27 protein-coding genes are annotated in these 23,587 nt (G+C 44.3%); 21 read left to right on the forward strand and 6 right to left on the reverse strand.

The features are described from left to right. Position 1: 1 nt before the first annotated feature. Entirely contained in the window at positions 2 to 718 is a 717-nt protein-coding gene (gene tsaA / locus ACPUEK_RS09185) for a tRNA (N6-threonylcarbamoyladenosine(37)-N6)-methyltransferase TrmO (protein WP_067214574.1), read from the reverse strand. 131 nt (positions 719 to 849) lie between these two features. Between tsaA and ACPUEK_RS09190 the strand changes: the two genes are divergently transcribed. From ACPUEK_RS09190 to ACPUEK_RS09250, 13 genes are all read left to right on the forward strand, one after another. Continuing rightward, positions 850 to 2,106 carry a glutamate-5-semialdehyde dehydrogenase gene (locus ACPUEK_RS09190; protein ID WP_067214569.1) on the forward strand — a complete coding sequence of 419 codons (1,257 nt, stop codon included), beginning with the start codon at positions 850 to 852 and terminating at the stop codon, positions 2,104 to 2,106. Then, positions 2,096 to 2,758 (forward strand): nicotinate-nucleotide adenylyltransferase, encoded by a 663-nt coding sequence (gene nadD, locus ACPUEK_RS09195; protein ID WP_231872512.1) that lies wholly within the window; start codon positions 2,096 to 2,098, stop codon positions 2,756 to 2,758. The genes ACPUEK_RS09190 and nadD overlap by 11 nt, the downstream gene beginning before the upstream one ends. Positions 2,759 to 2,772: 14 nt before the next feature. Beyond that, a complete protein-coding gene (gene rsfS / locus ACPUEK_RS09200) occupies positions 2,773 to 3,126 on the forward strand; it encodes a ribosome silencing factor (RefSeq protein ID WP_067214561.1) in 354 nt (117 codons plus the stop codon). Between the two features lie 9 nt (positions 3,127 to 3,135). Continuing rightward, entirely contained in the window at positions 3,136 to 3,603 is a 468-nt protein-coding gene (gene rlmH, locus ACPUEK_RS09205) for a 23S rRNA (pseudouridine(1915)-N(3))-methyltransferase RlmH (protein WP_067214555.1), read from the forward strand. Between the two features lie 9 nt (positions 3,604 to 3,612). Further along, positions 3,613 to 5,490, forward strand: a complete 1,878-nt coding sequence (gene mrdA / locus ACPUEK_RS09210) for a penicillin-binding protein 2 (protein WP_067214554.1) — start codon at positions 3,613 to 3,615, stop codon at positions 5,488 to 5,490. Continuing rightward, positions 5,487 to 6,608, forward strand: coding sequence for a rod shape-determining protein RodA (rodA, locus tag ACPUEK_RS09215; RefSeq protein ID WP_067214553.1), 1,122 nt, complete (start codon positions 5,487 to 5,489; stop codon positions 6,606 to 6,608). The genes mrdA and rodA overlap by 4 nt, the downstream gene beginning before the upstream one ends. Beyond that, on the forward strand, positions 6,608 to 7,636 hold the full coding sequence (gene mltB, locus ACPUEK_RS09220; RefSeq protein ID WP_425642993.1) for a lytic murein transglycosylase B: 1,029 nt from the start codon (positions 6,608 to 6,610) through the stop codon (positions 7,634 to 7,636). The genes rodA and mltB overlap by 1 nt, the downstream gene beginning before the upstream one ends. Further along, on the forward strand, positions 7,623 to 8,561 hold the full coding sequence (locus tag ACPUEK_RS09225; RefSeq protein ID WP_425642994.1) for a septal ring lytic transglycosylase RlpA family protein: 939 nt from the start codon (positions 7,623 to 7,625) through the stop codon (positions 8,559 to 8,561). Before mltB ends, ACPUEK_RS09225 begins: the two co-directional genes overlap by 14 nt. An 82-nt stretch (positions 8,562 to 8,643) precedes the next feature. Continuing rightward, positions 8,644 to 9,792, forward strand: coding sequence for a D-alanyl-D-alanine carboxypeptidase family protein (locus ACPUEK_RS09230; protein WP_425642995.1), 1,149 nt, complete (start codon positions 8,644 to 8,646; stop codon positions 9,790 to 9,792). Between the two features lie 18 nt (positions 9,793 to 9,810). Further along, positions 9,811 to 10,116 (forward strand): YbeD family protein, encoded by a 306-nt coding sequence (locus tag ACPUEK_RS09235; RefSeq protein ID WP_067036210.1) that lies wholly within the window; start codon positions 9,811 to 9,813, stop codon positions 10,114 to 10,116. 3 nt (positions 10,117 to 10,119) lie between these two features. Then, positions 10,120 to 10,758 (forward strand): lipoyl(octanoyl) transferase LipB, encoded by a 639-nt coding sequence (gene lipB, locus ACPUEK_RS09240; protein WP_425642996.1) that lies wholly within the window; start codon positions 10,120 to 10,122, stop codon positions 10,756 to 10,758. A gap of 7 nt (positions 10,759 to 10,765) precedes the next feature. Next, positions 10,766 to 11,725, forward strand: coding sequence for a lipoyl synthase (lipA, locus tag ACPUEK_RS09245; RefSeq protein ID WP_067097258.1), 960 nt, complete (start codon positions 10,766 to 10,768; stop codon positions 11,723 to 11,725). Between the two features lie 276 nt (positions 11,726 to 12,001). Continuing rightward, a complete protein-coding gene (locus ACPUEK_RS09250) occupies positions 12,002 to 12,880 on the forward strand; it encodes a GNAT family N-acetyltransferase (RefSeq protein ID WP_425642997.1) in 879 nt (292 codons plus the stop codon). A 2-nt stretch (positions 12,881 to 12,882) separates the two neighbouring features. On the opposite strand, the gene ACPUEK_RS09255 is transcribed toward ACPUEK_RS09250, so the two are convergent. Then, a complete protein-coding gene (locus tag ACPUEK_RS09255; protein ID WP_425642998.1) occupies positions 12,883 to 13,554 on the reverse strand; it encodes a hypothetical protein in 672 nt (223 codons plus the stop codon). Between the two features lie 190 nt (positions 13,555 to 13,744). On the opposite strand from ACPUEK_RS09255, the gene parC reads away from it, so the two are divergent. The 3 genes from parC (at position 13,745) to bfr (ACPUEK_RS09270) (ending at position 17,043) form a co-directional block, all read left to right on the forward strand. Further along, positions 13,745 to 16,015 carry a DNA topoisomerase IV subunit A gene (gene parC / locus ACPUEK_RS09260; protein WP_067214539.1) on the forward strand — a complete coding sequence of 757 codons (2,271 nt, stop codon included), beginning with the start codon at positions 13,745 to 13,747 and terminating at the stop codon, positions 16,013 to 16,015. Positions 16,016 to 16,080: 65 nt separating this feature from the next. Beyond that, positions 16,081 to 16,548, forward strand: coding sequence for a bacterioferritin (gene bfr / locus ACPUEK_RS09265; protein WP_067036225.1), 468 nt, complete (start codon positions 16,081 to 16,083; stop codon positions 16,546 to 16,548). Between the two features lie 9 nt (positions 16,549 to 16,557). Further along, complete coding sequence (gene bfr / locus ACPUEK_RS09270; protein WP_067214536.1) at positions 16,558 to 17,043, forward strand: bacterioferritin; 486 nt, start codon at positions 16,558 to 16,560, stop codon at positions 17,041 to 17,043. A gap of 12 nt (positions 17,044 to 17,055) precedes the next feature. Here the strand turns inward: bfr (ACPUEK_RS09270) and ACPUEK_RS09275 are convergent, their stop codons facing one another. From ACPUEK_RS09275 to ACPUEK_RS09285, 3 genes are all read right to left on the reverse strand, one after another. After that, on the reverse strand, positions 17,056 to 17,253 hold the full coding sequence (locus ACPUEK_RS09275; RefSeq protein ID WP_067036230.1) for a (2Fe-2S)-binding protein: 198 nt from the start codon (positions 17,251 to 17,253) through the stop codon (positions 17,056 to 17,058). Between the two features lie 159 nt (positions 17,254 to 17,412). Then, positions 17,413 to 18,057 carry a DsbA family oxidoreductase gene (locus ACPUEK_RS09280; RefSeq protein WP_067214535.1) on the reverse strand — a complete coding sequence of 215 codons (645 nt, stop codon included), beginning with the start codon at positions 18,055 to 18,057 and terminating at the stop codon, positions 17,413 to 17,415. Between the two features lie 10 nt (positions 18,058 to 18,067). Further along, positions 18,068 to 18,742: a DNA-3-methyladenine glycosylase I gene (locus ACPUEK_RS09285; RefSeq protein ID WP_067214534.1), complete on the reverse strand. Its 675-nt coding sequence runs from the start codon at positions 18,740 to 18,742 to the stop codon at positions 18,068 to 18,070. Positions 18,743 to 18,873: 131 nt separating this feature from the next. Between ACPUEK_RS09285 and ACPUEK_RS09290 the strand changes: the two genes are divergently transcribed. From ACPUEK_RS09290 to ACPUEK_RS09310, 5 genes are read left to right on the forward strand one after another with little or no spacing between them, the layout of a single operon-like run. Further along, a complete protein-coding gene (locus tag ACPUEK_RS09290) occupies positions 18,874 to 19,599 on the forward strand; it encodes a pyridoxine 5'-phosphate synthase (RefSeq protein ID WP_067097276.1) in 726 nt (241 codons plus the stop codon). Next, complete coding sequence (locus tag ACPUEK_RS09295) at positions 19,599 to 20,204, forward strand: tRNA-uridine aminocarboxypropyltransferase (protein ID WP_082866038.1); 606 nt, start codon at positions 19,599 to 19,601, stop codon at positions 20,202 to 20,204. The genes ACPUEK_RS09290 and ACPUEK_RS09295 overlap by 1 nt, the downstream gene beginning before the upstream one ends. A gap of 12 nt (positions 20,205 to 20,216) precedes the next feature. Beyond that, positions 20,217 to 20,513: a DUF1244 domain-containing protein gene (locus ACPUEK_RS09300; RefSeq protein ID WP_425642999.1), complete on the forward strand. Its 297-nt coding sequence runs from the start codon at positions 20,217 to 20,219 to the stop codon at positions 20,511 to 20,513. 5 nt (positions 20,514 to 20,518) lie between these two features. After that, positions 20,519 to 21,211, forward strand: coding sequence for a transglutaminase-like cysteine peptidase (locus ACPUEK_RS09305; RefSeq protein WP_067214524.1), 693 nt, complete (start codon positions 20,519 to 20,521; stop codon positions 21,209 to 21,211). 10 nt (positions 21,212 to 21,221) lie between these two features. Next, positions 21,222 to 23,174, forward strand: coding sequence for a bifunctional diguanylate cyclase/phosphodiesterase (locus ACPUEK_RS09310; protein ID WP_425643000.1), 1,953 nt, complete (start codon positions 21,222 to 21,224; stop codon positions 23,172 to 23,174). A 25-nt stretch (positions 23,175 to 23,199) separates the two neighbouring features. On the opposite strand, the gene ACPUEK_RS09315 is transcribed toward ACPUEK_RS09310, so the two are convergent. After that, positions 23,200 to 23,550: a hypothetical protein gene (locus tag ACPUEK_RS09315; RefSeq protein ID WP_417507213.1), complete on the reverse strand. Its 351-nt coding sequence runs from the start codon at positions 23,548 to 23,550 to the stop codon at positions 23,200 to 23,202. Between the last annotated feature and the right edge of the window lie 37 nt (positions 23,551 to 23,587).

Raw genomic sequence — 23,587 nt, forward strand, 5'->3', positions numbered from 1 at the left:
ATCATTCACCCACTGGGTACTCTATCTCTGTGATTAAAATATGGTCGCTGCTGACTGTCCATTTTACATTGGTGTTCCATAGCAAGTTGCCGTGAGTTCTGCCATCAACATTTGTGAGATAGGAAGGTCTCGGATCCTGTCCAATGACTTGTTCTATTAAAGGGATTAATTCTCTCTTGTACTCTTCTTTATAGGCAAGGGCTTGAGTTAATGCCAGTTTTGAAAACTGCACAGGTGTAAGAGAGGTAGCTTCAGGGGCAAATCCGCCCTGTGCGTTATGCAGCGCATCGGCGTAAGGTAAGTATGGTTTTATATCAATGATGGGCGTCTTATCTAATAAGTCGGCCCCGATGATATCAATAAAGATACGTTTTTTGTCTTGTCTAATGCCTTGTATCTCAACGACGGATAATCCAATAGGGTTGGGGCGGTGAGTGGCGCGTGTAGCGAAAACGCCTACTTTCTTGTTGCCGCCTAATCGCGGTGGCCTGACTTTTGCCTTCCATTGTTCTTGAATGCATTGATGAAAGATAAAATGTACCCAGATATGTGAAAAGCCTTCCAGTCCATCTAAGACATCCATGCGGTTGAACGGAGGCAGCAGTTCAATTGATGCTGCAGCCTCAGTGACAAGGCCTGGTTGACGAGGAATACCAAATTTTTCTTTGTAGCAAGAATGAGTAACCCCAATCTGCTGAAATTGAAATGTGTTCGTCATAGGTAAATTAATCGTTTAGGCGTTGAATAATTGAGAATCAGATTGAATAAGATGTGGTAGTATACCGCTTATCTATTTTTATAGCGTCCCATAAGGGAAATGACATCGCTGGATAAAGAAGAGAGTAAATAATGTCCTTAGAATCTTACATGAATGAAGTTGGTCAAAAGGCTCGTGCTGCGTCACGCCAATTGACTCGTGCCACGACAGAGCAAAAGAACAATGCCTTGTTCGCTATGGCGGATGCTTTGGAGTCTGCACGACCTCGACTTAAAGAAGAGAATGCTAAGGACTTGGAAAGCGGTAAACAAAAAGGTCTAGAAGCTGCATTGCTTGATCGTCTTGAGCTTAACGACGCCCGTATCGATGGCATGATTGAAGGCCTGAAGCAGGTTGCTTCATTGCCAGATCCAGTGGGTGAAATTACCGATATGGTTTATCGTCCATCGGGTATACAGCTGGGCAAAATGCGTGTGCCATTGGGAGTGATTGGTATCATTTACGAGTCTCGTCCAAACGTAACGATTGATGCGGCGAGTCTATGTTTAAAGTCTGGCAATGCGACGATCCTACGAGGTGGCAGTGAAGCGTTTTACTCGAATCAAGCGATTGCGCAAGCAGTTCAGTCTGGTTTGGCGGCAGTTGGTTTGCCAGAAGATGCTGTGCAGGTGATCAATACAGTTGATCGTGCAGCCGTTGGTTTGTTGATTACGATGCCTGAATTTGTCGACGTTATCGTACCACGCGGTGGTAAAGGCTTGATTGAACGTATTAGTAATGATTCGCGAGTGCCTGTGATCAAGCACCTTGATGGAAACTGTCATGTGTATATTGATGACGAAGCGGATCTTGAAAAAGCGTTTAACATTTCTATGAATGCTAAAACGCGTCGTTATGGCGTGTGTAATGCGATGGAGTCATTGCTGGTTAATCAGCGTATCGCTCAGGAGATTTTGCCTCGTCTAGCCGATGCTTTGGTTGAAAAAGGGGTTGAGCTAGTTGGTTGTGAGCAAACGCGTGCTTTAATTAATGCGCAACCAGCCACCGAAGACGATTGGTACACCGAATATTTAGGTCCGAAGTTGTCCATTAAATTGGTCGACGATATGGATGAAGCCATTGCTCATATTAATCAGTATGGTTCACACCACTCTGATGCGATTGTGACGCAGAATTACTCCAAAACCCGAGCCTTTATGGCGGAGGTTGATTCTTCGTCGGTGATGGTCAATGCCTCAACAGCGTTTGCGGATGGTTTCGAATATGGACTAGGGGCAGAAATTGGTATTTCTACCGATAAAATTCATGCTCGTGGCCCCGTTGGCCTGATCGGACTAACCAGTCAAAAGTATATCGTATTAGGCGATGGTCACACACGTGACAACTGAGTTATCTGATATTCAACAGAAAGGCACGGTTGTGATGGGGGGGACGTTTGATCCTATCCATCATGGCCATCTTCGTTCTGCTGTCGATATACTGGATTATTTTCAGTTCAGAAATCTACGCTTAATCCCTTGTTATCAACCTGTACATAAAGATCAACCCTCTGTCAGTGCCGAACAGCGCTTAGAAATGGTGAGGTTAGGAATTCAGGCGGATGAACGATTGAGCGTTGATGAGCGAGAAATCGTAAGAGAAGGGCGCAGTTACAGTATTGATACTTTGACGCAGCTGCGTCATGAGTTAGGTGCAGACGAACCTTTGATTATGGTCGTTGGGATGGACAGCTTTCTGTCGCTTCCGACTTGGTCTCGTTGGCAAGAGTTATTGAGTGTGGCACACATCTTAGTCATATCTCGACCCGGGTGGGAGCCTGACTTTATTTCCAGTCTTGAGTCTTTTTATGAAAAGCATCGAGCCAAGAGCGCAGCTGAGTTACAATGCGCGCCCGCTGGAAAGATATGGATGGAGAGTTTTACACCTCTTGCAATTTCATCAAGCCAAGTACGAAACCTTTGTCGCAAAAAAGCGTCTATAGCGTACTTGGTTCCAGAAACTATACAGCGTTTCATTGAAGCGCATTCTTTATATAAATAGGGTTATCCGAAACTATGAGCCAAAACCAATTATCTGCTGATCAAATTCTCGAACTTGCTGTGGAATCACTAGAGGATGTGAAAGGCGATAACATCACGGTACTTAACGTGAGTGAACTAACCGACATGATGGATTTTATGGTCATCTGTACGGGTACGTCAAAACGCCACGTGAACTCTCTTGGTCAACACGTAGTTGAGCACGCTAAAAGCAAAGGTCTTCAGCCATTAGGCAGTGAAGGCCGTGAGATGGGCAGCGATTGGGTTCTTGTGGACTTATACGATGTTGTTGTACACGTTATGACAGAAGAAGCTCGTTCGTTCTACGACCTAGAAAAACTTTGGGACATTAAACCAGAGCAGCGTTAAGGTTTTGACATGCGCGTTAGATTGATTGCTGTTGGTACAAAAATGCCAAAATGGGTAGTGGAAGGATACGAAGAGTATGCCAAACGCCTCCCCAAAGACTTCTCTCTTGAGTTAGTTGAACTACCGATGTCGCCCCGTGGGAAAAACACTGACATTGCAAAAGCCATTCAAAAGGAAGGTGATGCAATGCTGGCAGCGATCCCTTCTGGAGATAAGGTTATTGCTTTGGAAGTTTTGGGTAAAACGTGGAGTACCGAGCAGTTAGCTGAGCAGACATCTCATTGGCGCATGGATGGATACAACATTTCTTTGTTGGTGGGTGGTCCAGATGGACTGGATCCCCGCTGTACCGCACGTGCGGATCAAGCTTGGTCACTTTCCAAGCTTACACTGCCTCACCCTATGGTGCGTATTTTATTGGCTGAGCAGATCTATCGAGCTTGGACACTTATGAATAATCATCCATATCACCGTTAGAGTTCTGTTTTGGGCAAGCATCATCAAGTTTTTCGAAATCATCGTCAAGAACATGCCCTGACCAAAAGCAGGGTAGTCGTCGCTGCAATCTTTGTACTGATGATGGTCGGTGTATTGATGGGGCGCTTATTCTATCTGCAAGTCGTCGAACACGAGCTGTACCAAACTAAAGCAAATGACAATCGTCTCATGCTGATCACTGAACCTCCGCCAAGAGGGCTTATTTTTGATCGTAATGGTGTTGTGTTAGCCGATAACCGCCCGATACACAGTTTGACGGTGATTCCAGAACGAGCGCTTAGCCTTCCTGAGCTCAAAAAAGCCTTGAGTGAATCGGTAGATATAACCGATGAAGAATGGGCTGATTACGAAAGTCGTTTGCAAGATTATCGTCGCCCGTATCAATCCATTACCTTGAAATCCCAGCTTTCGGATGAAGAGTGGTCCAAAGTGTCTGTTGACCTTTATCGGCTCGATGGCGTCCAGGTCGAGGCGCAGTTAACGCGCTATTATCCTTATGGTGAAGCGTTTGCTCATGCTGTTGGCTATGTGGGACGAATTACCACTAAAGATCTTGAGCGAGTAGATCGATCTGCGTATCAAGGAGCCCTGTTTATCGGTAAAACAGGGGTGGAAGAATATTACGAGTCGACGCTTTTTGGTCATCCTGGCATCTCAAAAGTTGAGGTGAATGCTCGTGGCCGAATTATGTCTGAAATTGAGCGGCAAAATCCTGTTCCAGGAAAAGATCTCCATTTATACATGGATGCCCGTTTACAGCAGTATGCTTACGATTTGCTAGGGAGCTATAAAGGATCGGTCGTCGCCATTGACCCTAACAACGGCGGGGTGCTTGCTATGGTGTCCAAACCGGGCTTCGACCCGAATTCATTTGTGCGTGGCATTTCCGTCAGTAAATACGCTGAACTTAGGGAGGATAAGCGTCTTCCCTTGTTTAATCGCGCACTACGAGGAGGTTACCCTCCTGCTTCGACGATTAAACCGTTTATGGGACTGGCAGGGTTAGAGTATGGTTTCTCCTCTTGGACTGAGACCTATTATGCGCGCGGTTACTATCAAATTAATCCCAATGGTCGACGCTACCGAGACTGGAAGCGAAGTGGTCATGGTTGGATCGACCTTGAGCGCTCAATTATCGAGTCTGTCGATACCTATTATTATCAACTGGCTCATAAAATGGGCATTACACCGATTCATACGTTTTTGTCTAAACTTGGTTTTGGACAAACTTCCATTTTAGACTTAAATGGCGCGAGCGCTGGTTTGTTACCGTCTAATGAGTGGAAGAAGGCTCGATACAAAGAGCCTTGGTACCCTGGTGACTCAGTAAACGTAGGGATCGGTCAGGGTTTTATGGTCGCGACGCCTATTCAAATAGCGACCGCTACTGCGGCGATGGCTGCTCGTGGCCACATGTACTACCCACGAATGGTCAGTCAGATTGCGAATGAGCCAGCGACGTTTGAAGGTAACGATGGCGTTGAACACGAGATTAAGTTAAAAGATCAGCGCAACTGGGAGCGAATGGTCAAGGCCATGGAGAAGGTAATAACAGACTCTCGTGGTACGGGTCGTCGTTTACAAGGCACGGACTATAAAATCGCCGGTAAAACGGGAACGGGCCAAGTATTCAGTCTACAAGAAGATGAAGAGTATGATGCCGATAATTTAGATAAACGCCTTCATGATCATGCTTTGTTTATCGGTTTTGCGCCTGCAGATAACCCTAAAATTGCCGTCTTTGCTATTTTTGAAAATGGTGGCAGCAGTGCTAAACCTGCCGATTTAACAAAAGCTCTGTTTGATGCGTATTTATACGATAAATACCCGAAAGAATACGACTACTTCAAGGAGTCGAGCCGATGAATGTGCAGTTTTATCAGCGTATATTGGCATTCACCAATGCTCGGCTGTGGCGTTTGACTCACGTTGATGTATTGCTATTGCTAGCGCTGCTGATTTTAATGTCGGGAGGCCTGTTTATTTTGTACTCGGCATCGGGACAAAACGTAGCAATGGTTGAGCGTCAAGTACTTCGTTTAGGCATTGGTATGGTTGTTTGCCTTGCCTTAGCACAATTACCGCCGAAATACATGCGCCGAGCCTCTCCATTTTTATTTGTTTTCTTGGTTGGTTTACTGGTTTGTGTCTTGTTGTTTGGCGTAGGCGCCAAAGGTGCCCAGCGTTGGCTTGCTTTACCGGGAGGGCTGCGTTTTCAACCTTCCGAAATTATGAAAATTGTCATGCCGATGATGGTTGCTTGGTATTTCGCTAATCGACAATTGCCACCGAGTTTGAAAGAAATCATAACCGTGTTGGTGATTATTGCTGTGCCCTCTTTGATGGTGGCAAAGCAGCCCGACCTAGGAACAGCATTACTGGTTGGCGTATCGGGAATATTTGCCTTATTTCTAGCCGGTATCGGATGGCTTTATATTCTGGGGGCGGCGGCTGTAGCCCCCATTGCTGGCTACAGCTTATGGCATGTTATGCATGACTATCAAAAGCAACGAGTATTAACGTTTTTAAACCCAGAAAGCGATCCACTTGGTTCTGGCTGGAACATTATTCAGTCGAAAACAGCCATTGGTTCTGGAGGGCTGCATGGTAAAGGGTTTCTAGAGGGGACTCAGGCACAGTTAAACTTCCTTCCTGAAAGTCATACAGACTTTATTATCGCCGTATTGGCGGAAGAGTTTGGCATGGTAGGGTGCGCATTGCTTATGTGCGCGTATTTGCTGGTGATTGCACGCGGTTTGTTTATTGCTGCGTATGCAGAAGATAACTATGCTCGATTGTTAGCTGGCAGTATTACGTTAACCTTTTTTGTGTATATGTTTGTAAATATTGGCATGGTTTCTGGGATCTTACCGGTTGTCGGTGTACCGTTACCTCTTGTGAGCTATGGCGGTACATCCATCATTACCATCATGGCGACATTCGGAATTTTAATGTCGATTCAAACTCATAAAAGGGCAAGGTAATGTTTACGAGAGTGTTAGCCATTAGTTTGGCGATTGGGTTATATGGCTGCTCAACAATGAGTAATCATGTAGAGGCACAACCTGCTCCAGAAGTCGTGAAAAGTGTGCCATACAGTGAGTTACCCGAAGTTCAGAAGTTCATCAGTAAGATGGTGAGTCAGCATAATTATGATCGTCAGCTGCTTGTCTCAATGTTCTCTAATACCTACAAACGAGAACAGGTAATCACTAAATCGGATAATCAGCCAGAAGTTATTACGCCTTATCATGAATATCGTGCGAACTTTATTGATCCTTATCGTGTCCAACAGGGTGTTAAGTTCGCTCAGCGCAACAAAGCTTGGTTAGAACAGGCCGAACGGGATTACGGTGTTGATTGGCAAGTTATTGTTGCTTTGTTAGGTGTAGAAACCGCTTATGGTAAAGTAACGGGTAACCGCGATGTATTTACATCGCTTACAACTTTGTCTTTTGATTACCCAAGACGTGGCGCGTATTTTCAAAGTGAGCTAGAGGCCTACTTGTTATTGGCTCGCAACCAAGGTTGGACTTTAGGGGCAACGAAAGGCTCATACAGTGGCGCATTGGGAATGGTGCAATTTATGCCAAGTAACCATATGAAACTCGCTGTGGATTATGATCAAGATGGTCGGATCGATCTTTGGAATTCTGAGGCCGATGCCATTGGCAGTATTGCAAATTATTTACGTCATCATGGTTGGCAATACCAACAGCGCGCTGCAATCCCAGCACGTGTTGATCAACCTGAGCAAGTATCAGAGCTTGTAAATAAAGGCCGAGCACCGCTGTATTCTATGAATGAATGGAGTACCAAAGGAGTGTGGGCGACAACAGATTATGCAGCAGGTAAAACAGGCTTAATTGGGCTGCGTGAAAGTGAGGAGGTGGTCGACTACTGGCTCGCCTACGAGAACTTTTTCACGATCATGGATTACAACCCAAGTCGCCGTTATGCCATGTCTGTTTTAGAATTAGCGAATAGGATTGCACAGCATGAAGGTGGCTAAATACCTTGGTTTAATCTCTGTCATTGGCCTGACCGGTTGTATGAGTACTGAGCATATTGGTGGTAAAAGTGGTTCAATTGACTATGAGAAGGCTTCAGGGGGTGGTCGCTACAGCATTTTACAAGATCATGCCCCCAGTGGGGACATCAAAGTTGACCATTTGCCTGATTTAATTCCTAAGTATGAAGCTAAAAGTCGTGGCGGAAACAAGTCCCCTTATACGGTTTGGGGGAAGAAATACTATGTAATGAACTCGGCGGAAGGCTACAAAGCAGAGGGTACCGCGTCATGGTACGGTCAGAAATTCCATGGTCATAAGACATCAAATGGGGAAACTTATGACATGTATGCGTTTTCAGCCGCGCATAAATCATTGCCGTTACCGACCTTTTTAAAAGTGACCAACCTAGCTAATCAGCGCTCTGTGATCGTCCGTGTAAACGATCGAGGCCCCTTTCATGGCGATCGTTTGATCGATTTATCTTATGCTGCTGCAGCGCGTTTGGGCTATCACAAAAAAGGATTGGCTCGGGTTCGTGTTGAAGCCATTACCCCTAAACCTGGTGAGCGTTATGCCGCTTCTGCTGCCGCTACACCAGTGGTCTCTACACCAGCGGTGGCGGTAGCTAAGCCTTCTGCGGCCGTTGATAATGTGCCTTCGACATCAAAAGGATTGTCAAATGACTTGTTGTTTAGTCATTTACAGATGGGCGCGTTCTCGCAAAAAAACTCAGCTGACAGACTCAAGCAAAAATTGTTTGAGCGTTTTGATACATCGATTAATATCGAAGTACTTCATGCGGATGACGGTTTATATAAGGTTCTGGTTGGGCCTTATGAAAGTGATCAACTGCTGTCAGGCTGGCAGCAGAAACTTGAGCAAGCCGGCTTTGGCAAAAGTGTAAAAGTCGCGTTAGCTCCTTAGAGAATTTTATCGAGGCTAGAGATTCCTAGCTCCCTTTAGTATCATTCCTGCCATCACGGATTAGGCTAAGACGTTTAAAAATATGAAACGACTGTTATCTCTTTTTATCATCACAATTTCATTCATGGTTTCTGTAGCGCAAGCTGCACCATCACTTATTCCTGCACCACCTCAACTGTCCGCGAACAGTTACGTGTTAATGGACGCCTATACAGGCGATGTTCTGGTTGAACATAATAGTCGTGAGGAGCTGCCACCTGCGAGTTTAACGAAACTGATGACCGCTTACATTGCTGAGTATGAGCTTGCTAAAGGCAACATCTCAATGAATGATCAGGTCACTATTAGCGAAACAGCATGGCGTATGGAGGGTTCGCGTATGTTTATTCGCGAAGGTACTCAAGTCCGTCTTGAAGACCTGATGCGCGGTATTATCATTCAATCTGGTAACGACGCCAGTGTGGCCGTTGCTGAGCACATTGCAGGTGGCGAAGCGGCCTTTGCCGATTTGATGAATCAACATGCAAAACTCTTAGGCATGAACAATTCGCACTTCGTAAACTCAACGGGGTTTCCTGCAGAAGGTCATTACTCAAGCGCGTTAGACATCGCTTTATTGGCGCGTGCGACAATTGTACATTTCCCGCAAAATTACGAATTGTACTCTGAGAAATATTTTACCTATAACGATATTCGTCAGCCGAATCGAAACAAACTTTTGTGGCGCGATAAAACAGTAGATGGCTTGAAAACAGGTCATACTGAGGCCGCTGGATATTGTTTGGCCGCGTCCGCAGTTCGTAATGGTACGCGTTTGATTGCCGTTGTTATGGGCACCAGTTCAGACGAAGCCCGTGCAGCAGAAACGCAAAAATTGTTGAACTACGGTTTCCGTTATTATGAGACACGTAAACTATACAGTGCAGGCCAAGTGTTGAGCGATGCGCGTGTATGGGGTGGTGAAGTTGATACGGTAAAAGTTGGTTTCTCTGAAGACGTATTGGTGACCATGCCACGTCAAAATGCGGATTCTATTCCTGCTTCTTTGGATCTTAAGTCTGAAATTGAAGCGCCTATTGCCGAAGGTGATGTACTGGGTAAAATTATTGTCGGTACGCCCGAAAATATTTTGCTTGAGCGTGACGTAGTCGCACTAGAGCCTGTTTCTGAAGGCGGCTTCTTCAAACGATTATTCGATAAAGTTAAATTGTTCTTTATGAACTTGTTCTAAAAAGGGTTAGCAGCAAAAATGGCTTTAATTAATCAAAACGGTGTTGTTGCCAAGGATGCGCCAGATGCCCCTAAAATCGAGTTTCCTTGCGACAACTATATGATTAAAGTTGTTGCCTTAGACAGTGATGACACGCACCTCAATGTTTTTGAGTGCGTGCGTCTGCATGCACCGGAACTTGATGATTCAGCGATCAGGAAGAATGTGTCTTCAAAAGGGCGCTTTGTAAGCTTTACTTTCCGTATCACTGCGCAAAGTGAAGATCACCTATCGCGTTTGCATACAGATCTCATGGCTGTTGATGTCGTAAAAATGGTTATGTGATTCATGCCTAATTCTATATTGTGCCGCGACCTAGGTGTGGTGCCATACGAGTCGACTTGGGAAGAGATGAAACATTTCACCCAGACTCGTACGAAGGAAGATCCCGACCAGATCTGGCTGCTTGAGCACCCGTCCGTGTTTACGCAAGGGCAAGCGGGTAAAGCTGAGCATCTATTAGATGCCGGTGATATTCCTGTTGTTCAAGCTGACCGAGGCGGCCAAGTGACTTATCATGGCCCTGGGCAGCTGATTGCTTACATCATGATTGATTTAAAGCGATTGGGCATTGGTGTACGTGATCTGGTCACGCTTATCGAAAACTCCATTGTCGATGTCTGCAAACTGCATGGCATTGAGTCTTACCCCAAGCCGGATGCACCGGGTGTTTATGTGAATGGAATGAAAATATCCTCACTGGGTCTACGAGTCCGAAGAGGGTGTTCATTTCATGGCGTGGCATTAAATGTCGACATGGATTTAAATCCATTTTTGCGAATTAACCCCTGCGGTTACCAGGGGCTACAAATGATAGATATGAAGCGCTTGCAGCCACAGACCAGCATGGCGCAAGTTAAAGTTCAGTTAGCCAACATACTGGCTGAACGTCTCGGATATCCTCATCCGATTATCCAACAAGGGTGAATATAAAATGACTACTCAGCAAAAGCGAGTTGTACAGGGTGAAAAACTTCGTGGTGCCGACAAAATGGCACGTATTCCTGTAAAAGTTATCCCTACAGAAGAAATCCCGCGTAAACCTGACTGGTTGCGTGTGCGTATGCCGGCTTCACCAGAAATTGCACGTATTAAAAGTACCTTGCGTGAACATAAGTTAGCGTCTGTTTGCGAAGAGGCGAATTGTCCTAATCTAGGCGAATGTTTCTCCAACGGTACGGCTACCTTTATGATAATGGGTGATATCTGTACCCGCCGCTGTCCTTTCTGTGATGTGGCACATGGTCGCCCGAATGCGTTAAGCCCTGATGAGCCGAAAGAATTAGCTGCAGCGATTCGCGATATGCGACTGAAGTACGTCGTGATTACCTCGGTAGACCGTGATGATCTACGTGACGGTGGTGCTCAGCATTTTGTCGATTGTATTGATCACACGCGTGAACAAAGCCCATCGATTGAAATCGAAACACTGGTGCCAGATTTCCGTGGCCGTATGGACGTAGCGTTGGATATTCTTCAGGTATCACCACCGGATGTCTTCAACCACAACTTAGAATCGATCCCGCGTTTGTATCGTCAAGTGCGTCCCGGCTCAGATTATCAGTGGTCGCTCGATCTGTTGAAAAAATTCAAAGAACGTTGCCCAGATGTTTCAACCAAGTCTGGCTTGATGGTAGGCATGGGCGAGACTTTCGAAGAAATCGTCGAAGTCATGAAAGACCTGCGTGCTCACAACGTTGACATGCTAACGATTGGTCAGTACTTGCAACCCTCAAAGCATCACTTCCCAATGGATCGTTTTGTACATCCAGAAGAGTTTGAACGCTACGAGCAAGTTGCGAAAGAGCTGGGCTTTAAACACGCAGCCTGTGGCCCATTGGTACGTTCTTCGTACCATGCGGACAAACAAGCCCACGGTGAGCGCGTTTCTTAAAACCGTTTACGTGGTTTGAAAGCGAGGTTGCGAATTGCGCCTCGCTTTTTTTATGGAAAAAAGCCCACCTCTTACGAGGTGGGCTAAAAGCTTTCCATGTTGACGCCAAGGGGAAAGCGTCAAATTTATGACGGAGCTAATATACACCTAGAAGTAGTATTAAAGCACTTCCACACCGAGACTTAGCTCATTATCCATAATCTCAGACGGTTTAAGTGTAGACAAATAGCCGGATACTTGGTTCATTATTTATAGGGTAATTGGGAATCTAGACGTATGGACAATAACTTTGTGACGCCTTACTACGCCGTCAGTATAACGACATCGCCATTGCGTGATGATGTCATGTTTCGCGTTATGACGGAGAAAGTCATCGAGCTTGCTGCGGATCAAGAAGGTTTTTTATACAGTGAATGGAGTGCCGAGGCGTGTTCTCAACTGATATTTTATTGGGCAACATTAGAGCAAGCGACCGCTTGGATGAATCATACGATGATGATCAGAACACTATCGATTGGCGTGCAGTTTTGGTTTGATCGTTACAGTGTAAAGCTGATGGAAGTGCAAAAGGAGAAAGTGGTTGTGAACGGTAAGAGTTGGCAGGACAATGGTCGCTTTCCTGTCATCAAAACGGCGAGAGGCGTGTTGAAGCTTCTTGATGAAAGTGAGGCCCCTTTACTGAAAACCTATGTAAATGAGCAGCGCGAGCATTTAGTCAGTTGGGAGCCTCAGCGTGGGGAAGATTATTATTCCGACGAAACCTGCCGTCTTCGAGTAAAAGAGATGCGTCGAGATTTTATCGAAGATAAGGGTTGTGTGTTGTGTTTACTTAATCCTGAGCAAGACCGTATGTTGGCCTACAGTAATTATTCGCAGTTTGTTCGAGGAATATCGCAGTCCTGTTTTTTGGGTTACAGCTTAGCAGAAGATTTACAGGGCCAAGGCTACATGAATGAATGCCTCGAAGCGGGTATTCGGTACCTTTCTAAAGAGTTAAATATCGATCGAATACAAGCGTGTTATATGCCACGGAATCATAAAAGCGCTGCCGTGTTGGAGCGTTTAAAATTTGAAAAAGAAGGCATTGCAAAGCATTATTTAAAGATTAATGGGCAATGGGAAGACCATGTGCTGACCGCTCTAACACTACGTTAAAATCAACGAGATCCCTTTAATTTTAAGATACGGCTGTGTTTAGGGTAGGGCGTGGTAACGCTTAAGAATGTTATGGGTTTATTCGCTTGATTGACTAAGCTGCGCGAGCGCCCTTGCTCAATGACGATTCCTGACTCGGTAATGGTTTCTTGGCGGTCATCATCGTAGATAATACTGAGTGAGTCATCGTGGTTGAGTGGCAGGATAAACTGCTCAGAATCTTTTATATAATAAGCGGGCTCGACGTGGTTAGCGGGTAGCATAATCCATTCAACTTTACCCAGAGTTTTGTTTTCGACTGTCCAATGCGTAATGCCGCTGCCGAGTTCATGCTTATGTTCCGTACCGCTGGCAAAGCGTTCGAATTTTTCTTTGTGACGTGATGTTTGATTGGTAAAGACAATGATAAATAACCGAGCGATCGGGGATACAGCCACACAACGCATGCTTTGATTATGGGTGAGCCAAGCCGCTTGATTGGCTTTTAAAGTGGTTTCCTCGATTGGAGACTCTAAAAAGACTTGGCCATCCGTAACGGTTAATAAACTATCAAATGGAAAGGCAAAATTGTGATTGGCATGCTCATTCATAGCAAGTTGGATTTCATAGACACGCATCCTATCCGAGTGATGTATGATGGTCTGCCAGCTGTCTTGTCCAAAAGTTGCTTTCATAATGATCCGCTCACAATAGGTTCCGTTGCTATTGAGTGTACATGCTAAAGAAAAAATCGACCAATAACTAATTCATTAAGGACAACGGTTGCAGCGACAATAGTGCCTGATTATAGTAGGTGAAAATATTTAAGTTATCGAAATCTTTAGGCTTTTTGCTTAACGAATCGTTTAAGAAAGGAATACGCTTTTGAGTGACACGACTGACTTTGAAGCCAATGAGACGCTTTCTCTCAAAGACTATACTGAGAAAGCGTATCTGAATTACTCCATGTACGTGATTCTAGATCGCGCCCTGCCTCATATTGGTGATGGTCTTAAACCTGTGCAGCGACGTATTGTCTATGCCATGAGTGAACTGGGTTTAAAGGCAACGGCGAAGTACAAAAAATCGGCTCGTACGGTTGGTGATGTATTAGGTAAATTTCATCCGCACGGTGACAGTGCGTGTTATGAAGCCATGGTGTTAATGGCGCAGCCTTTTTCTTACCGCTATCCGTTGGTAGATGGCCAAGGAAACTGGGGCGCACCGGATGATCCTAAATCGTTTGCTGCCATGCGTTACACCGAGTCACGCCTGTCAAAATACGCGGATTTGTTGTTAAGGGAAGTAAACCAAGGGACGGTCGATTGGATGCCGAACTTTGATGGCACGCTTAATGAGCCTGCGGTTCTGCCTGCTCGATTACCCAATTTGCTACTTAACGGTACCACCGGTATTGCGGTGGGTATGGCAACGGATATTTTGCCGCATAACCTGCGTGAAGTGGGCCAAGCCTGTATTCATATGTTAAAGAATCCGAAATCAAAATTGGATGATTTGCTTGAATTTGTACAAGGGCCTGATTTCCCAACCGGAGGGGAAATTATTACCCCGCGTGATGACATACGTAAACTTTATGAAACGGGTAAAGGCCAAATTAAAGCCCGTGCTCGGTACACTGTTGAAGAAGGCGAAATCGTTGTAAACGAGTTACCGCATCAAGTATCGGGTAGTAAAGTACTGGAGCAAATGGCGGCACAAATGCAGGCCAAAAAACTACCAATGGTGGTGGATCTGCGCGATGAATCGGACCATGAAAATCCTACGCGGTTAGTCATCGTACCGAAGTCTAATCGAGTTGATGTCGAAAGTGTCATGACGCATCTATTTGCGACGACGGATTTAGAAAAATCCTATCGTGTGAACATGAACGTGATTGGCTTAGACGGCTTGCCTCAGGTTAAACCGCTGGCAACGTTTATATCCGAGTGGTTGCGTTTTCGTATTGGGGTCGTGCGCAGGCGACTTGAGTTCCGTTTAGATAAAGTGCTTAAGCGCTTACATATTTTAGAGGGCTTACTGACCGCCTTTTTGAATATCGATGAAGTGATCGAGATCATCCGCAGCGAAGACAAACCAAAACCTGTTCTTATGGAACGTTTCAGCTTAACAGATACGCAAGCTGAAGCTATTTTGGAGCTGAAATTACGTCATCTTGCCAAGCTTGAAGAAATGCGAATTCGTGGTGAGCAAGATGAACTAGAGAAAGAGCGTAAGCAGCTTGAAGGGTATTTGGCTTCCGACGCTAAGTTGAAAAAACTGATCATTGGTGAAATTGAAGAAGCTATTAACGATTTCGGAGATGACCGTCGTACACCTATTGTAGAGCGTAAAGAAGCACAAGCATTCAGTGAAGAAGATTTGTTGTCAAACGATCCAATTACCGTTGTCATGTCTAAACAAGGTTGGATTCGTGCTGCGAAGGGCCATGACATTGATGAACGTGGATTAAGCTATAAATCTGGCGATGAGTTTTTGCTCTCCACAAAAGGTCGCTCTAACCAAACGTTAGTATTGTTTGCATCCAATGGGCGGACGTACTCCATTAAAGCCCATACCTTGCCATCGGCAAGAGGTCAAGGTGAGCCGATAACGGGTCGCATCAGTTTGGAAAAAGACACGCACATCGTTGCAGCAACATTGGATAATGATGAAGCTTATTACTTAATTGCCTCTGATGCGGGTTATGGTTTCGTGTCTAAGTTGGGCGATTTACATGCGAAAAATAAAGCGGGTAAAGCAACCTTAAGTTTGCCTGCTAACGCGCAAGTATTACCTCCTGTTAAAGTTCTCGACCCTGAAACAGCTAGGGCTGTAGTTGTTTCAAACGAAGGCAGAATGTTGGCCTTTAGTGTGGCGTCATTGCCTCAAATGGCGAAGGGTAAAGGTAATAAAATGCTGAGTATTTCTTCGGCAAGAGCAAAAGAACGTGAGGAGTGGGTCTGTGCCATGAGTTCAATCCAACCAGATGACTTGCTGATGGTGCACAGTGGCAAACGTTTCATGTCCTTTGCGGAAAAAGAATTGGTAGACTACATTGGCGAGCGTGGACGTCGTGGGCTTAAATTACCAAGAGGGTTCCAGCGTGTCGATCTGCTGGAGATAAAAGTGGGTGAAGGCAAGCCGAGTGAGCTTTAAAAAGCTGACACTAAATTTATTTAGCGCTACGAGAAAGTAGCCTTTACAACAAAGAGGGAAACCCAATGAAAGGTAGCCAAAAAGTAATCGATAGTTTGAATATGTTGCTAGAAAACGAATTAGCCGCTATCGACCAATATTTTATTCACTCGCGTATGTACGATGATTGGGGGCTAAGTAAATTGTATGAGCGCCTCAACCATGAAATGGATGAAGAAAAAGACCATTCTGATTGGTTGATTAAGCGAATTCTTTTCTTGGAAGGTGTTCCATGCATGACTAAGCGTCGTGAGTTGTTGGTAGGTACGGATGTGCGATCAATGATGAAAAATGACCTGACGCTTGAGCTTGAAGTTGTAACGTGTGCGCGTAATGTGATCGCTATTTGTGAAGAAGAAGGTGATTACCAGACACGTGAAATGCTTGAAAAGCTGCTGTATGACACAGAAGAAGATCATGTGTACTGGCTTGAAAAGCAATTACGTTTGATGGATACCATCGGTGAACAAAACTACATTCAATCTCAGATGTAAGGAGTCAGCATGAAAGGTGATCGCGAAGTAATAACGAGCTTAAACAAGGTGCTGGCCAATGAGTTGGTTGGAATTAACCAATACTTTCTTCATGCTCGTATGTTCAAAGATCAAGGTTTTGATGTGCTTGATAAAGCAGACTACAAAACCTCGATCCAAAAAATGAAAAATGCGGATCGTTTGATAGAGCGTATTCTTTTCTTAGAAGGGTTACCTAATTTACAAGATTTAGGTCGTCTGCGTATTGGTGAAGATGCAGAAGAGATGATTGCCTCGAACATGGCATTTGAGTTAGCAACACTTCCTGATTTGCAATCCGGTGTAAAGGTGTGTGAAGAGAAGAAAGACTTTATGAGTCGCGAAGTGCTGGAGAAAATTCAGGATGAGCAGGAAGAGCAAATTGATTGGCTTGAAACTCAGCAAAACCTTATCAAAACGGCAGGTCTGCAAAACTACTTACAGTCGCAAATGGGTGAGTCTTCAATAGATCATTAATCTATTGAAGTATTAAGCCACTTTAACGAGGAGCTCGTCTGCCAGCTTTAGGAGCTCCTCGTTAAGGATCCCCTTCACATCTTTACAGCACTTACCGCATTGTTTTCCGAGGTTGTACTCACTGTAAAGATCGCGCATCGTCGTAGCGCCATTGGCAATCGAGTTCTTAATAGCTTTATCAGAGACTGCGTTACAAAGACATACATACATAAAATGAAAATCACTCTCAATTCGATTTATCTTCGATTCTATGTGGGATGATAACTATTATCAATAAAATAAAATTAATTTAGAGAGAGAATTTGATAGATTTTATTAAATTTTAGTTTTTTGGTATGTGCTGGATTTAACGGGCATAAAAAATGACGCCTAGGCGTCATTTTCTTTATTGATGTCCGTTAATATTTCGGCAAACGTCTCTGGTGGGTGAGCCCCTTGAACCAAGTACTTTTCATTGACGATATAAGTGGGTACAGATTCAATCTGTAGTCTATTCAAGCGCTCCATCTTCTCCTCAACTAATAACTCCGCTTCGCGAGACAACGCGTCTTCGATGTCTTCATCTTGCAGTCCGACTTCTTTCGCTATTCTGCTTAAAACCGCCCCATCGCCAATGTTTTCACCTTTGGTAAAATAGGCGTAAAACAAAGCGGTCATCATAGGCGTTGCCAAACTCATACGGCTAGCTTGGGCGACAAATTGTTGGGCAAGTTTAGTGTTTGGAATGAGATCATCGTCGGTAAAATTAAACTCTAATCCAGCTTCATAGCCTACATTTTGTAATGCGTGAGATACTTCGTTAAGTTTTTCCTGGCTGCCAAATTTTTGCCCTAGATACTGCGTACGTGATACACCAGCGCTTGGAATGTCAGGATGTAGTTCAAATGGAAGCCAGTGAATATCAAAGCGAAAGTCGTCGCCCAAGTGCTCAATAGCGGCTTTGAGGCGTGTGTAGCCTAGGTAACACCATGGGCATATTGGGTCAGCGACGATATCGATGGTTAAGTCGGCCATGTTTTCTCCGTTAATTTACACTATAGGCGATGCACTGACTGATTTGACAGTAGGGCAGGCCTGATTGTTCGTGCCAGTGGTTGAATGCTTGTTGTGCTGCTTTAAGAGCGCTTTGTGTATCACGTCCTGTGGTGATGATCCCATGATTTCTCAGGTAACCTTCAACGTCTTTACTTAGTAAAAAGGTATCTTTGCCCATAATACGAAGTGTATACGCGCCCGTGTTACCGCCTAAACGAGCACCTTGTTTTTTAAGGTACTGCCAAAGTTCGACAATGTTATTTTCTGGGAATTCGGCGATAAATTTTGCGAAAGAGCCGTGTTTGGCTTGTATTTCTGACATCATGATGGCGTTTTCGCGAATGGTCATGACTTTGCCAAAGTGACGAATGATTTTAGGATCTTTGGCTTTCTCTTCCCACATTTCATCATGCATGAGTAACATCTTTTCAATGTCAAAGCCGAAAAATGCGTCTTCAAAGTTAGGCCATTTATTACTGACGACTTGCCAGTTCATGCCCGATTGAAACACTTTCTGCGTAAAAGCGGCTAACCAGCGATCGTCCCCTATTTTCATGAGTGCTTCAGTGGTTTTTGGGGTTGCGAGATTAGTCTGTAATAGCGCTTCGCTGTTAAATCTTGAAATGGCGCGATCGTAAATTAGATCGAAATGTTCGTAAGTCACACTCTGCTCCTTATTTCATTGGCAAAGTGTATCATAGGTGATGCTATGCGGTTGATCCGTGGAATTTAATTCTTAAAGTAATAGGGGGGGATCGCGTATACTTTAGGGATAATTTATTGATAGGAAGTAACATGACTCACCTAAGTGTAAACCTAAATAAAATTGGTCTCTTACGTAATTCTCGTGGCCGAGATTACCCAAGTATGTTGACCATGGCACAGCGAACCTTAGACCTAGGTGCATTCGGCATCACAATTCATCCGCGTCCAGACCAACGTCATGCCACTTATCGTGATGCTTATGATATTAAAGAGCTTCTAAAACAGTATCCTGGTCGAGAATTGAATATCGAGGGATTCCCGGACGAAAAATTCCTTGAAGTGGTGCTTGAAGTAGAGCCGGATCAATGTACTTTGGTGCCAGACGATCCAAATCAATTGACTTCAGATCATGGTTGGAATGTGGCCCGTGACCAAGATGCATTGCGTTCTGTAGTCGCTAAGTTAAGAGAAAAAAATATACGAGTTGTACTGTTTATGGATCCAATTCCAGAAAACATGGCGCTGGCTAAAGCGGTTGGTGCGGATCGTGTAGAGCTGTATACCGAAGCGTATGCGAATGCTTATCATACCGATCGAATTGAACAGATTAATCAGCAATACCAAGCCGCTGCTCAAGCTGCGTTGGATTCAGGGCTTGGTGTTAATGCCGGCCATGATTTAGATTTGGAAAATGTAGCTTTGTTGTGTGCAGGCAAACGTATAACTGAAGTGTCTATTGGGCACGCATTAACGATAGAAGCCTTGGATAGTGGCTGGGATAATGTTGTTAAGAAATATTTAGAAATATTGTCTTAATGACAAGCCCTTCTAGTAAGCGAGTAACGTGCTTGCATTGTGGTTATCCATTAGGGCAGTGCGTTTGCCATTTAATCGTCAGCTTAGAAGGCGACATGACTGTTTGGGTGATACAAGATAAGCACGAGGCAAAGCACGCGAAGAATACGGCTCGTTTATTTGCTTTGTGCTATTTAAAGACTGTCATTGTAAGCTTTGAAGATGCCGAAGAAATGAGCAATCTTTTTCAAAGCGTTGATGCCGATAACAGCTTATTGCTTTATCCCAGTGGTTGTTCTGAGGGTCTAGAAACGATCGAACAAAGTGATAAAGCTAAGGTCAAACATTTAATCCTGCTGGATGGCACGTGGCCAAAAGCAAAAAGAATGATGTTGCTTGAGTCAATGTTATTGAGGTACAGGCAAGTGCATTTTTTAACGCCACCCGTTTCAAAGTATGATATTCGTAAGTCGCCAAACAACTTGGCATTATCGACGTTCGAAGCCGCAGCTTATGGTTTGGAGTGTTTAGGAATGTTACAAATCTCTAAATTAAGACACTTTTTTAGTGCGGCGATCGCACTACAATGGTCACAGCAACCACAAGAGCATAAACAGCGCTCTTAAGTAGAGGTATTCGTGGATAAACAAACCGAGTTAGAAGTTCAAGCCGCTGCGTTTCGTCGTTTGGTAGAGCATTTAGATGAACGCAAAGATGTGCAGAATATTGACCTAATGAACTTAGCGGGTTTTTGTCGTAATTGTTTGAGCAAGTGGTATGCCGCCGCCGCTCAAGAGCGAGGTGTAGCAATGGATTACGAGCAAGCTCGCGAAGTGATCTATAAGGAGCCTTATGTTGATTGGAAAGAAAAGTATCAAGGTAAAGCATCAGCGGAGCAATTGGCTGACTTTGCAAAGAATGGCCCTAAAGATTAATTTGCATGACAATATCGCTTCTACGTAACAAACTAAAAAAGATCAATTGGCTTAATTGTGGGTTAATTGTTCTGTTTTTATTAAGTGCAGTAGAAGTATCGGTTCTGAGTGCTGATGTATCGCAAAAGTATGTCAACTTAGCAAAACGCATTGGCGCTCAGTATGGCCCACGTGCAGAGCTTAGAATTATGGCTTGGCGGCGAACGGTGGAAGAATCGCAGGGGCTGTCCGTCGGTCAAAAGTTACAAAATGTAAATAACTTCTTTAATATGTTGCAGTTTGTAAGTGATCAGCAACATTGGGGTCAAAATGACTATTGGGCGACGCCCATTGAGTTCCTCGCTACAGGTGGTGGAGACTGTGAAGACTTTACCATTGCCAAGTATTTCGCCTTACGTGAATTAGGCGTTCCAGATGAAAAGCTCAGGCTAGTGTACGTAAAAGCGCTAACGCTTAATCAACACCATATGGTGTTGGCGTACTATCACACTCCCACATCTGTACCTGTTCTGCTAGATAATTTAGATAAAACTATTAAACCTGCGGTGCAGCGAAAGGATTTATTACCGATATACTCTTTTAATGCTGAAAACTTATGGTTATCAAAGGAGAAAGGGCGCGGTCAACTGGTAGGCGGCTCTTCACGGCTGAGCTTATGGACAGATTTAAATAACCGATTAACGGATTTAGAAGGCTAGGAGACAACTTGTGACACTTTTTCGACAATTACTTATTACTATTGTTTTACTGCTGTCTCTGATGCTTGTGGTGGTCATGGCGATTAATTTCCAGACGACTAAAAGTTATTTGATAGATCAGTTACGCTCTACAACTCAGGATTCTGCAACGACTCTAAGTATGCAGGTTTCCGATTTTATGGCGCTTGAGGATTATACGTCTGTCGAAAGTTATGTGAATGCCGTGTTTGACAGTGGTTATTTCTCTGAAGTGAGAATACATGTCTACGCCACAGATGAAAATATTGTACGCAGTAATGTAATCAAGGTTTCAGGTGTTCCCACTTGGTTTACCGATGTTATTGATTTTGACGTACCTACAGCAAAAGCCGTGATTTCTAATGGATGGAACGAACTTGGCCAAGTTTACGTCACGGGGAGTGCTGGTTATGGGTACTATCAACTGTGGCTGGCGTCACGAGACTTGTTGTTATCTTTTCTTGCCATTGGGGCCGCTTGTGTATTACTGGGTGGTCTACTGCTTAGATGGCTATTTAAACCGCTTGTAGAAGTTGAAAAACAGGCGGAGGCGATCCAGCAGCGACGTTTCATCCAAATGAAGAATTTGCCAAAAACGCGTGAGCTTAAATCGGTTGTTGAATCAATGAATCGAATGGTGGCAAATCTAGAGCGTGAATTTGCGGCCGAAGCTCAAACGGCTCAGTGGCTCCAGGCAAAAGCCTTTAAGGATCCTGTTAGTGGTTTGGGTAACCGAAACTACTTTGAAAGTCAGGTTTCTGCCCACTTTGCTGATGCAGACAGGACTTACGATGGTTTGGCTTTAGTGAGCTTACTGGATTTATCCAAAATTAATAATGAAATGGGATATGAGGCGGCGGATAATTTCATCCGTACTGCCGCAGGAGTGCTTGAAAAGCATCTATTGAGCTTTCCTAATGCGACGCTTGCTCGTCTTAATGGTGCCGATTTCGTTGCCCTTATTCCGAACATTGAAACGGACCGACTGAAAGGGCTTGTTGGTGCCATCATGGCGGATTTGCATGAATTGGTGGGAGCGCGTATCAGCTACTCTGATGCCGTTGCAAACATTGGTGCTGTGGTTATTGATGCCTCAGTTGAGCGTTCTAATGCCATGGCACAAGCGGATGCCGCGTTGCGCTCAGCAAAACAAGCCGGTGCAAATCAGTTTAGTGTATTTGATTCAGATATGGGTCAACAGATGGCTATTGGTCGTATGGCATGGAAAGACATGCTGGAACACGCCATAGAGCATAAAAGCTTTGTGTTGCGCCGTCAGGCGGTTGCTTCAGCAAATGATCTTAACATTTTGTTACAACAAGAACTTTACGCCAGTTTAGAATTTGAAGGTAAGCATTACCATGCGGGCTATTTTATTGGTTTAGCGGAACAGTTCGATTTGGGTGAGCAAGTTGACCAAGTGATCATTCAACGAGTAATCGATGCTATTGCAAGGTCGACTGACGTTGGTCCTTATGTCGTTAATTTATCAGCATCTGGCTATGCAAAATTATCGTTTGTAAGTTGGCTGGATAATAAGCTTCAAGAGTTGCCTGATAGGCTAAAGCAAAAAATAGCATTTGAAGTGTCTGAACAAAGCGTCTTAGGTGCGGAAGATCATGCTTTTTTACTGGCACAAACGTTGAAAAGACATAAGGTAAAATTTGGTATAGATAATGTTGGCAAGCAGTTCTCAGCGTTTCAATACTTACAAAATTTGATGCCTGATTACGTTAAGGTCGACCCATCTTATACAAAAATGGCAATTGGCAAAGAATCAGAATCATTTTTCATGCACACGTTGTGTAAGATGTTTAACAGCTTGAATATCGACGTTATTGCAACGGGTGTTGAAACAGATAAGCAAGCTGAAATTTTAAAGCGCTTTGATATCAGTGGCCTGCAAGGTTATGGCATTGGTAGGCCAGTAGATTTTGATAACTAGCCATAGATCACATGGATGACGACTCCTAGATTAAGGCGTCGTCGTCAGGAATCTCACCAATCAGGGTGTCGTTATTACCTGAGTGAATACGGCGAACAAATTTTCGGCTTAATAATTTTTTCTGGGCCGCCATTGGTAGCTCTGTAAATTGAATGAGGCGTTTTTCGGTTAGCAAGTCTATTAAGTCTTCCAGTACCCGCATCATCTCTTGGTCTGAAGAGTTTAGGAGCTCTTGAGATGACTCCTGACTTATTTTAGCAGCAAGAATCTCAGCTACAAACGGATCATTAGGGGCCACCAACACTGAATATTCGTCGTCTTGATAAGGCGCGACATCTAAAATATCTCCTTGCGAGCTTAGTTTTGCATAGAGCATGTTGGTTTCCTTTTCGTTTTAATGGCACGGATGCCTT

The organism is Marinomonas gallaica, assembly GCF_049821165.1.
Classification (GTDB): domain Bacteria; phylum Pseudomonadota; class Gammaproteobacteria; order Pseudomonadales; family Marinomonadaceae; genus Marinomonas; species Marinomonas gallaica.

Bases quoted from the DNA above. Each gene is read 5' to 3' on its own strand.
- ACPUEK_RS09290 (WP_067097276.1), top strand. From the start codon at position 18,874: ATGACTCACCTAAGTGTAAACCTAAATAAAATTGGTCTCTTACGTAAT.
- rsfS (WP_067214561.1), top strand. From the start codon at position 2,773: ATGAGCCAAAACCAATTATCTGCTGATCAAATTCTCGAACTTGCTGTG.
- ACPUEK_RS09250 (WP_425642997.1), top strand. From the start codon at position 12,002: ATGGACAATAACTTTGTGACGCCTTACTACGCCGTCAGTATAACGACA.
- ACPUEK_RS09305 (WP_067214524.1), top strand. From the start codon at position 20,519: ATGACAATATCGCTTCTACGTAACAAACTAAAAAAGATCAATTGGCTT.
- ACPUEK_RS09315 (WP_417507213.1), bottom strand. From the start codon at position 23,550: ATGCTCTATGCAAAACTAAGCTCGCAAGGAGATATTTTAGATGTCGCG.
- lipB (WP_425642996.1), top strand. From the start codon at position 10,120: ATGCCTAATTCTATATTGTGCCGCGACCTAGGTGTGGTGCCATACGAG.
- ACPUEK_RS09280 (WP_067214535.1), bottom strand. From the start codon at position 18,057: ATGGCCGACTTAACCATCGATATCGTCGCTGACCCAATATGCCCATGG.
- mltB (WP_425642993.1), top strand. From the start codon at position 6,608: ATGTTTACGAGAGTGTTAGCCATTAGTTTGGCGATTGGGTTATATGGC.
- rlmH (WP_067214555.1), top strand. From the start codon at position 3,136: ATGCGCGTTAGATTGATTGCTGTTGGTACAAAAATGCCAAAATGGGTA.
- ACPUEK_RS09190 (WP_067214569.1), top strand. From the start codon at position 850: ATGTCCTTAGAATCTTACATGAATGAAGTTGGTCAAAAGGCTCGTGCT.
- ACPUEK_RS09225 (WP_425642994.1), top strand. From the start codon at position 7,623: ATGAAGGTGGCTAAATACCTTGGTTTAATCTCTGTCATTGGCCTGACC.
- ACPUEK_RS09235 (WP_067036210.1), top strand. From the start codon at position 9,811: ATGGCTTTAATTAATCAAAACGGTGTTGTTGCCAAGGATGCGCCAGAT.
- ACPUEK_RS09275 (WP_067036230.1), bottom strand. From the start codon at position 17,253: ATGTATGTATGTCTTTGTAACGCAGTCTCTGATAAAGCTATTAAGAAC.
- ACPUEK_RS09295 (WP_082866038.1), top strand. From the start codon at position 19,599: ATGACAAGCCCTTCTAGTAAGCGAGTAACGTGCTTGCATTGTGGTTAT.
- bfr (WP_067214536.1), top strand. From the start codon at position 16,558: ATGAAAGGTGATCGCGAAGTAATAACGAGCTTAAACAAGGTGCTGGCC.
- bfr (WP_067036225.1), top strand. From the start codon at position 16,081: ATGAAAGGTAGCCAAAAAGTAATCGATAGTTTGAATATGTTGCTAGAA.
- lipA (WP_067097258.1), top strand. From the start codon at position 10,766: ATGACTACTCAGCAAAAGCGAGTTGTACAGGGTGAAAAACTTCGTGGT.
- ACPUEK_RS09255 (WP_425642998.1), bottom strand. From the start codon at position 13,554: ATGAAAGCAACTTTTGGACAAGACAGCTGGCAGACCATCATACATCAC.
- tsaA (WP_067214574.1), bottom strand. From the start codon at position 718: ATGACGAACACATTTCAATTTCAGCAGATTGGGGTTACTCATTCTTGC.
- ACPUEK_RS09230 (WP_425642995.1), top strand. From the start codon at position 8,644: ATGAAACGACTGTTATCTCTTTTTATCATCACAATTTCATTCATGGTT.
- rodA (WP_067214553.1), top strand. From the start codon at position 5,487: ATGAATGTGCAGTTTTATCAGCGTATATTGGCATTCACCAATGCTCGG.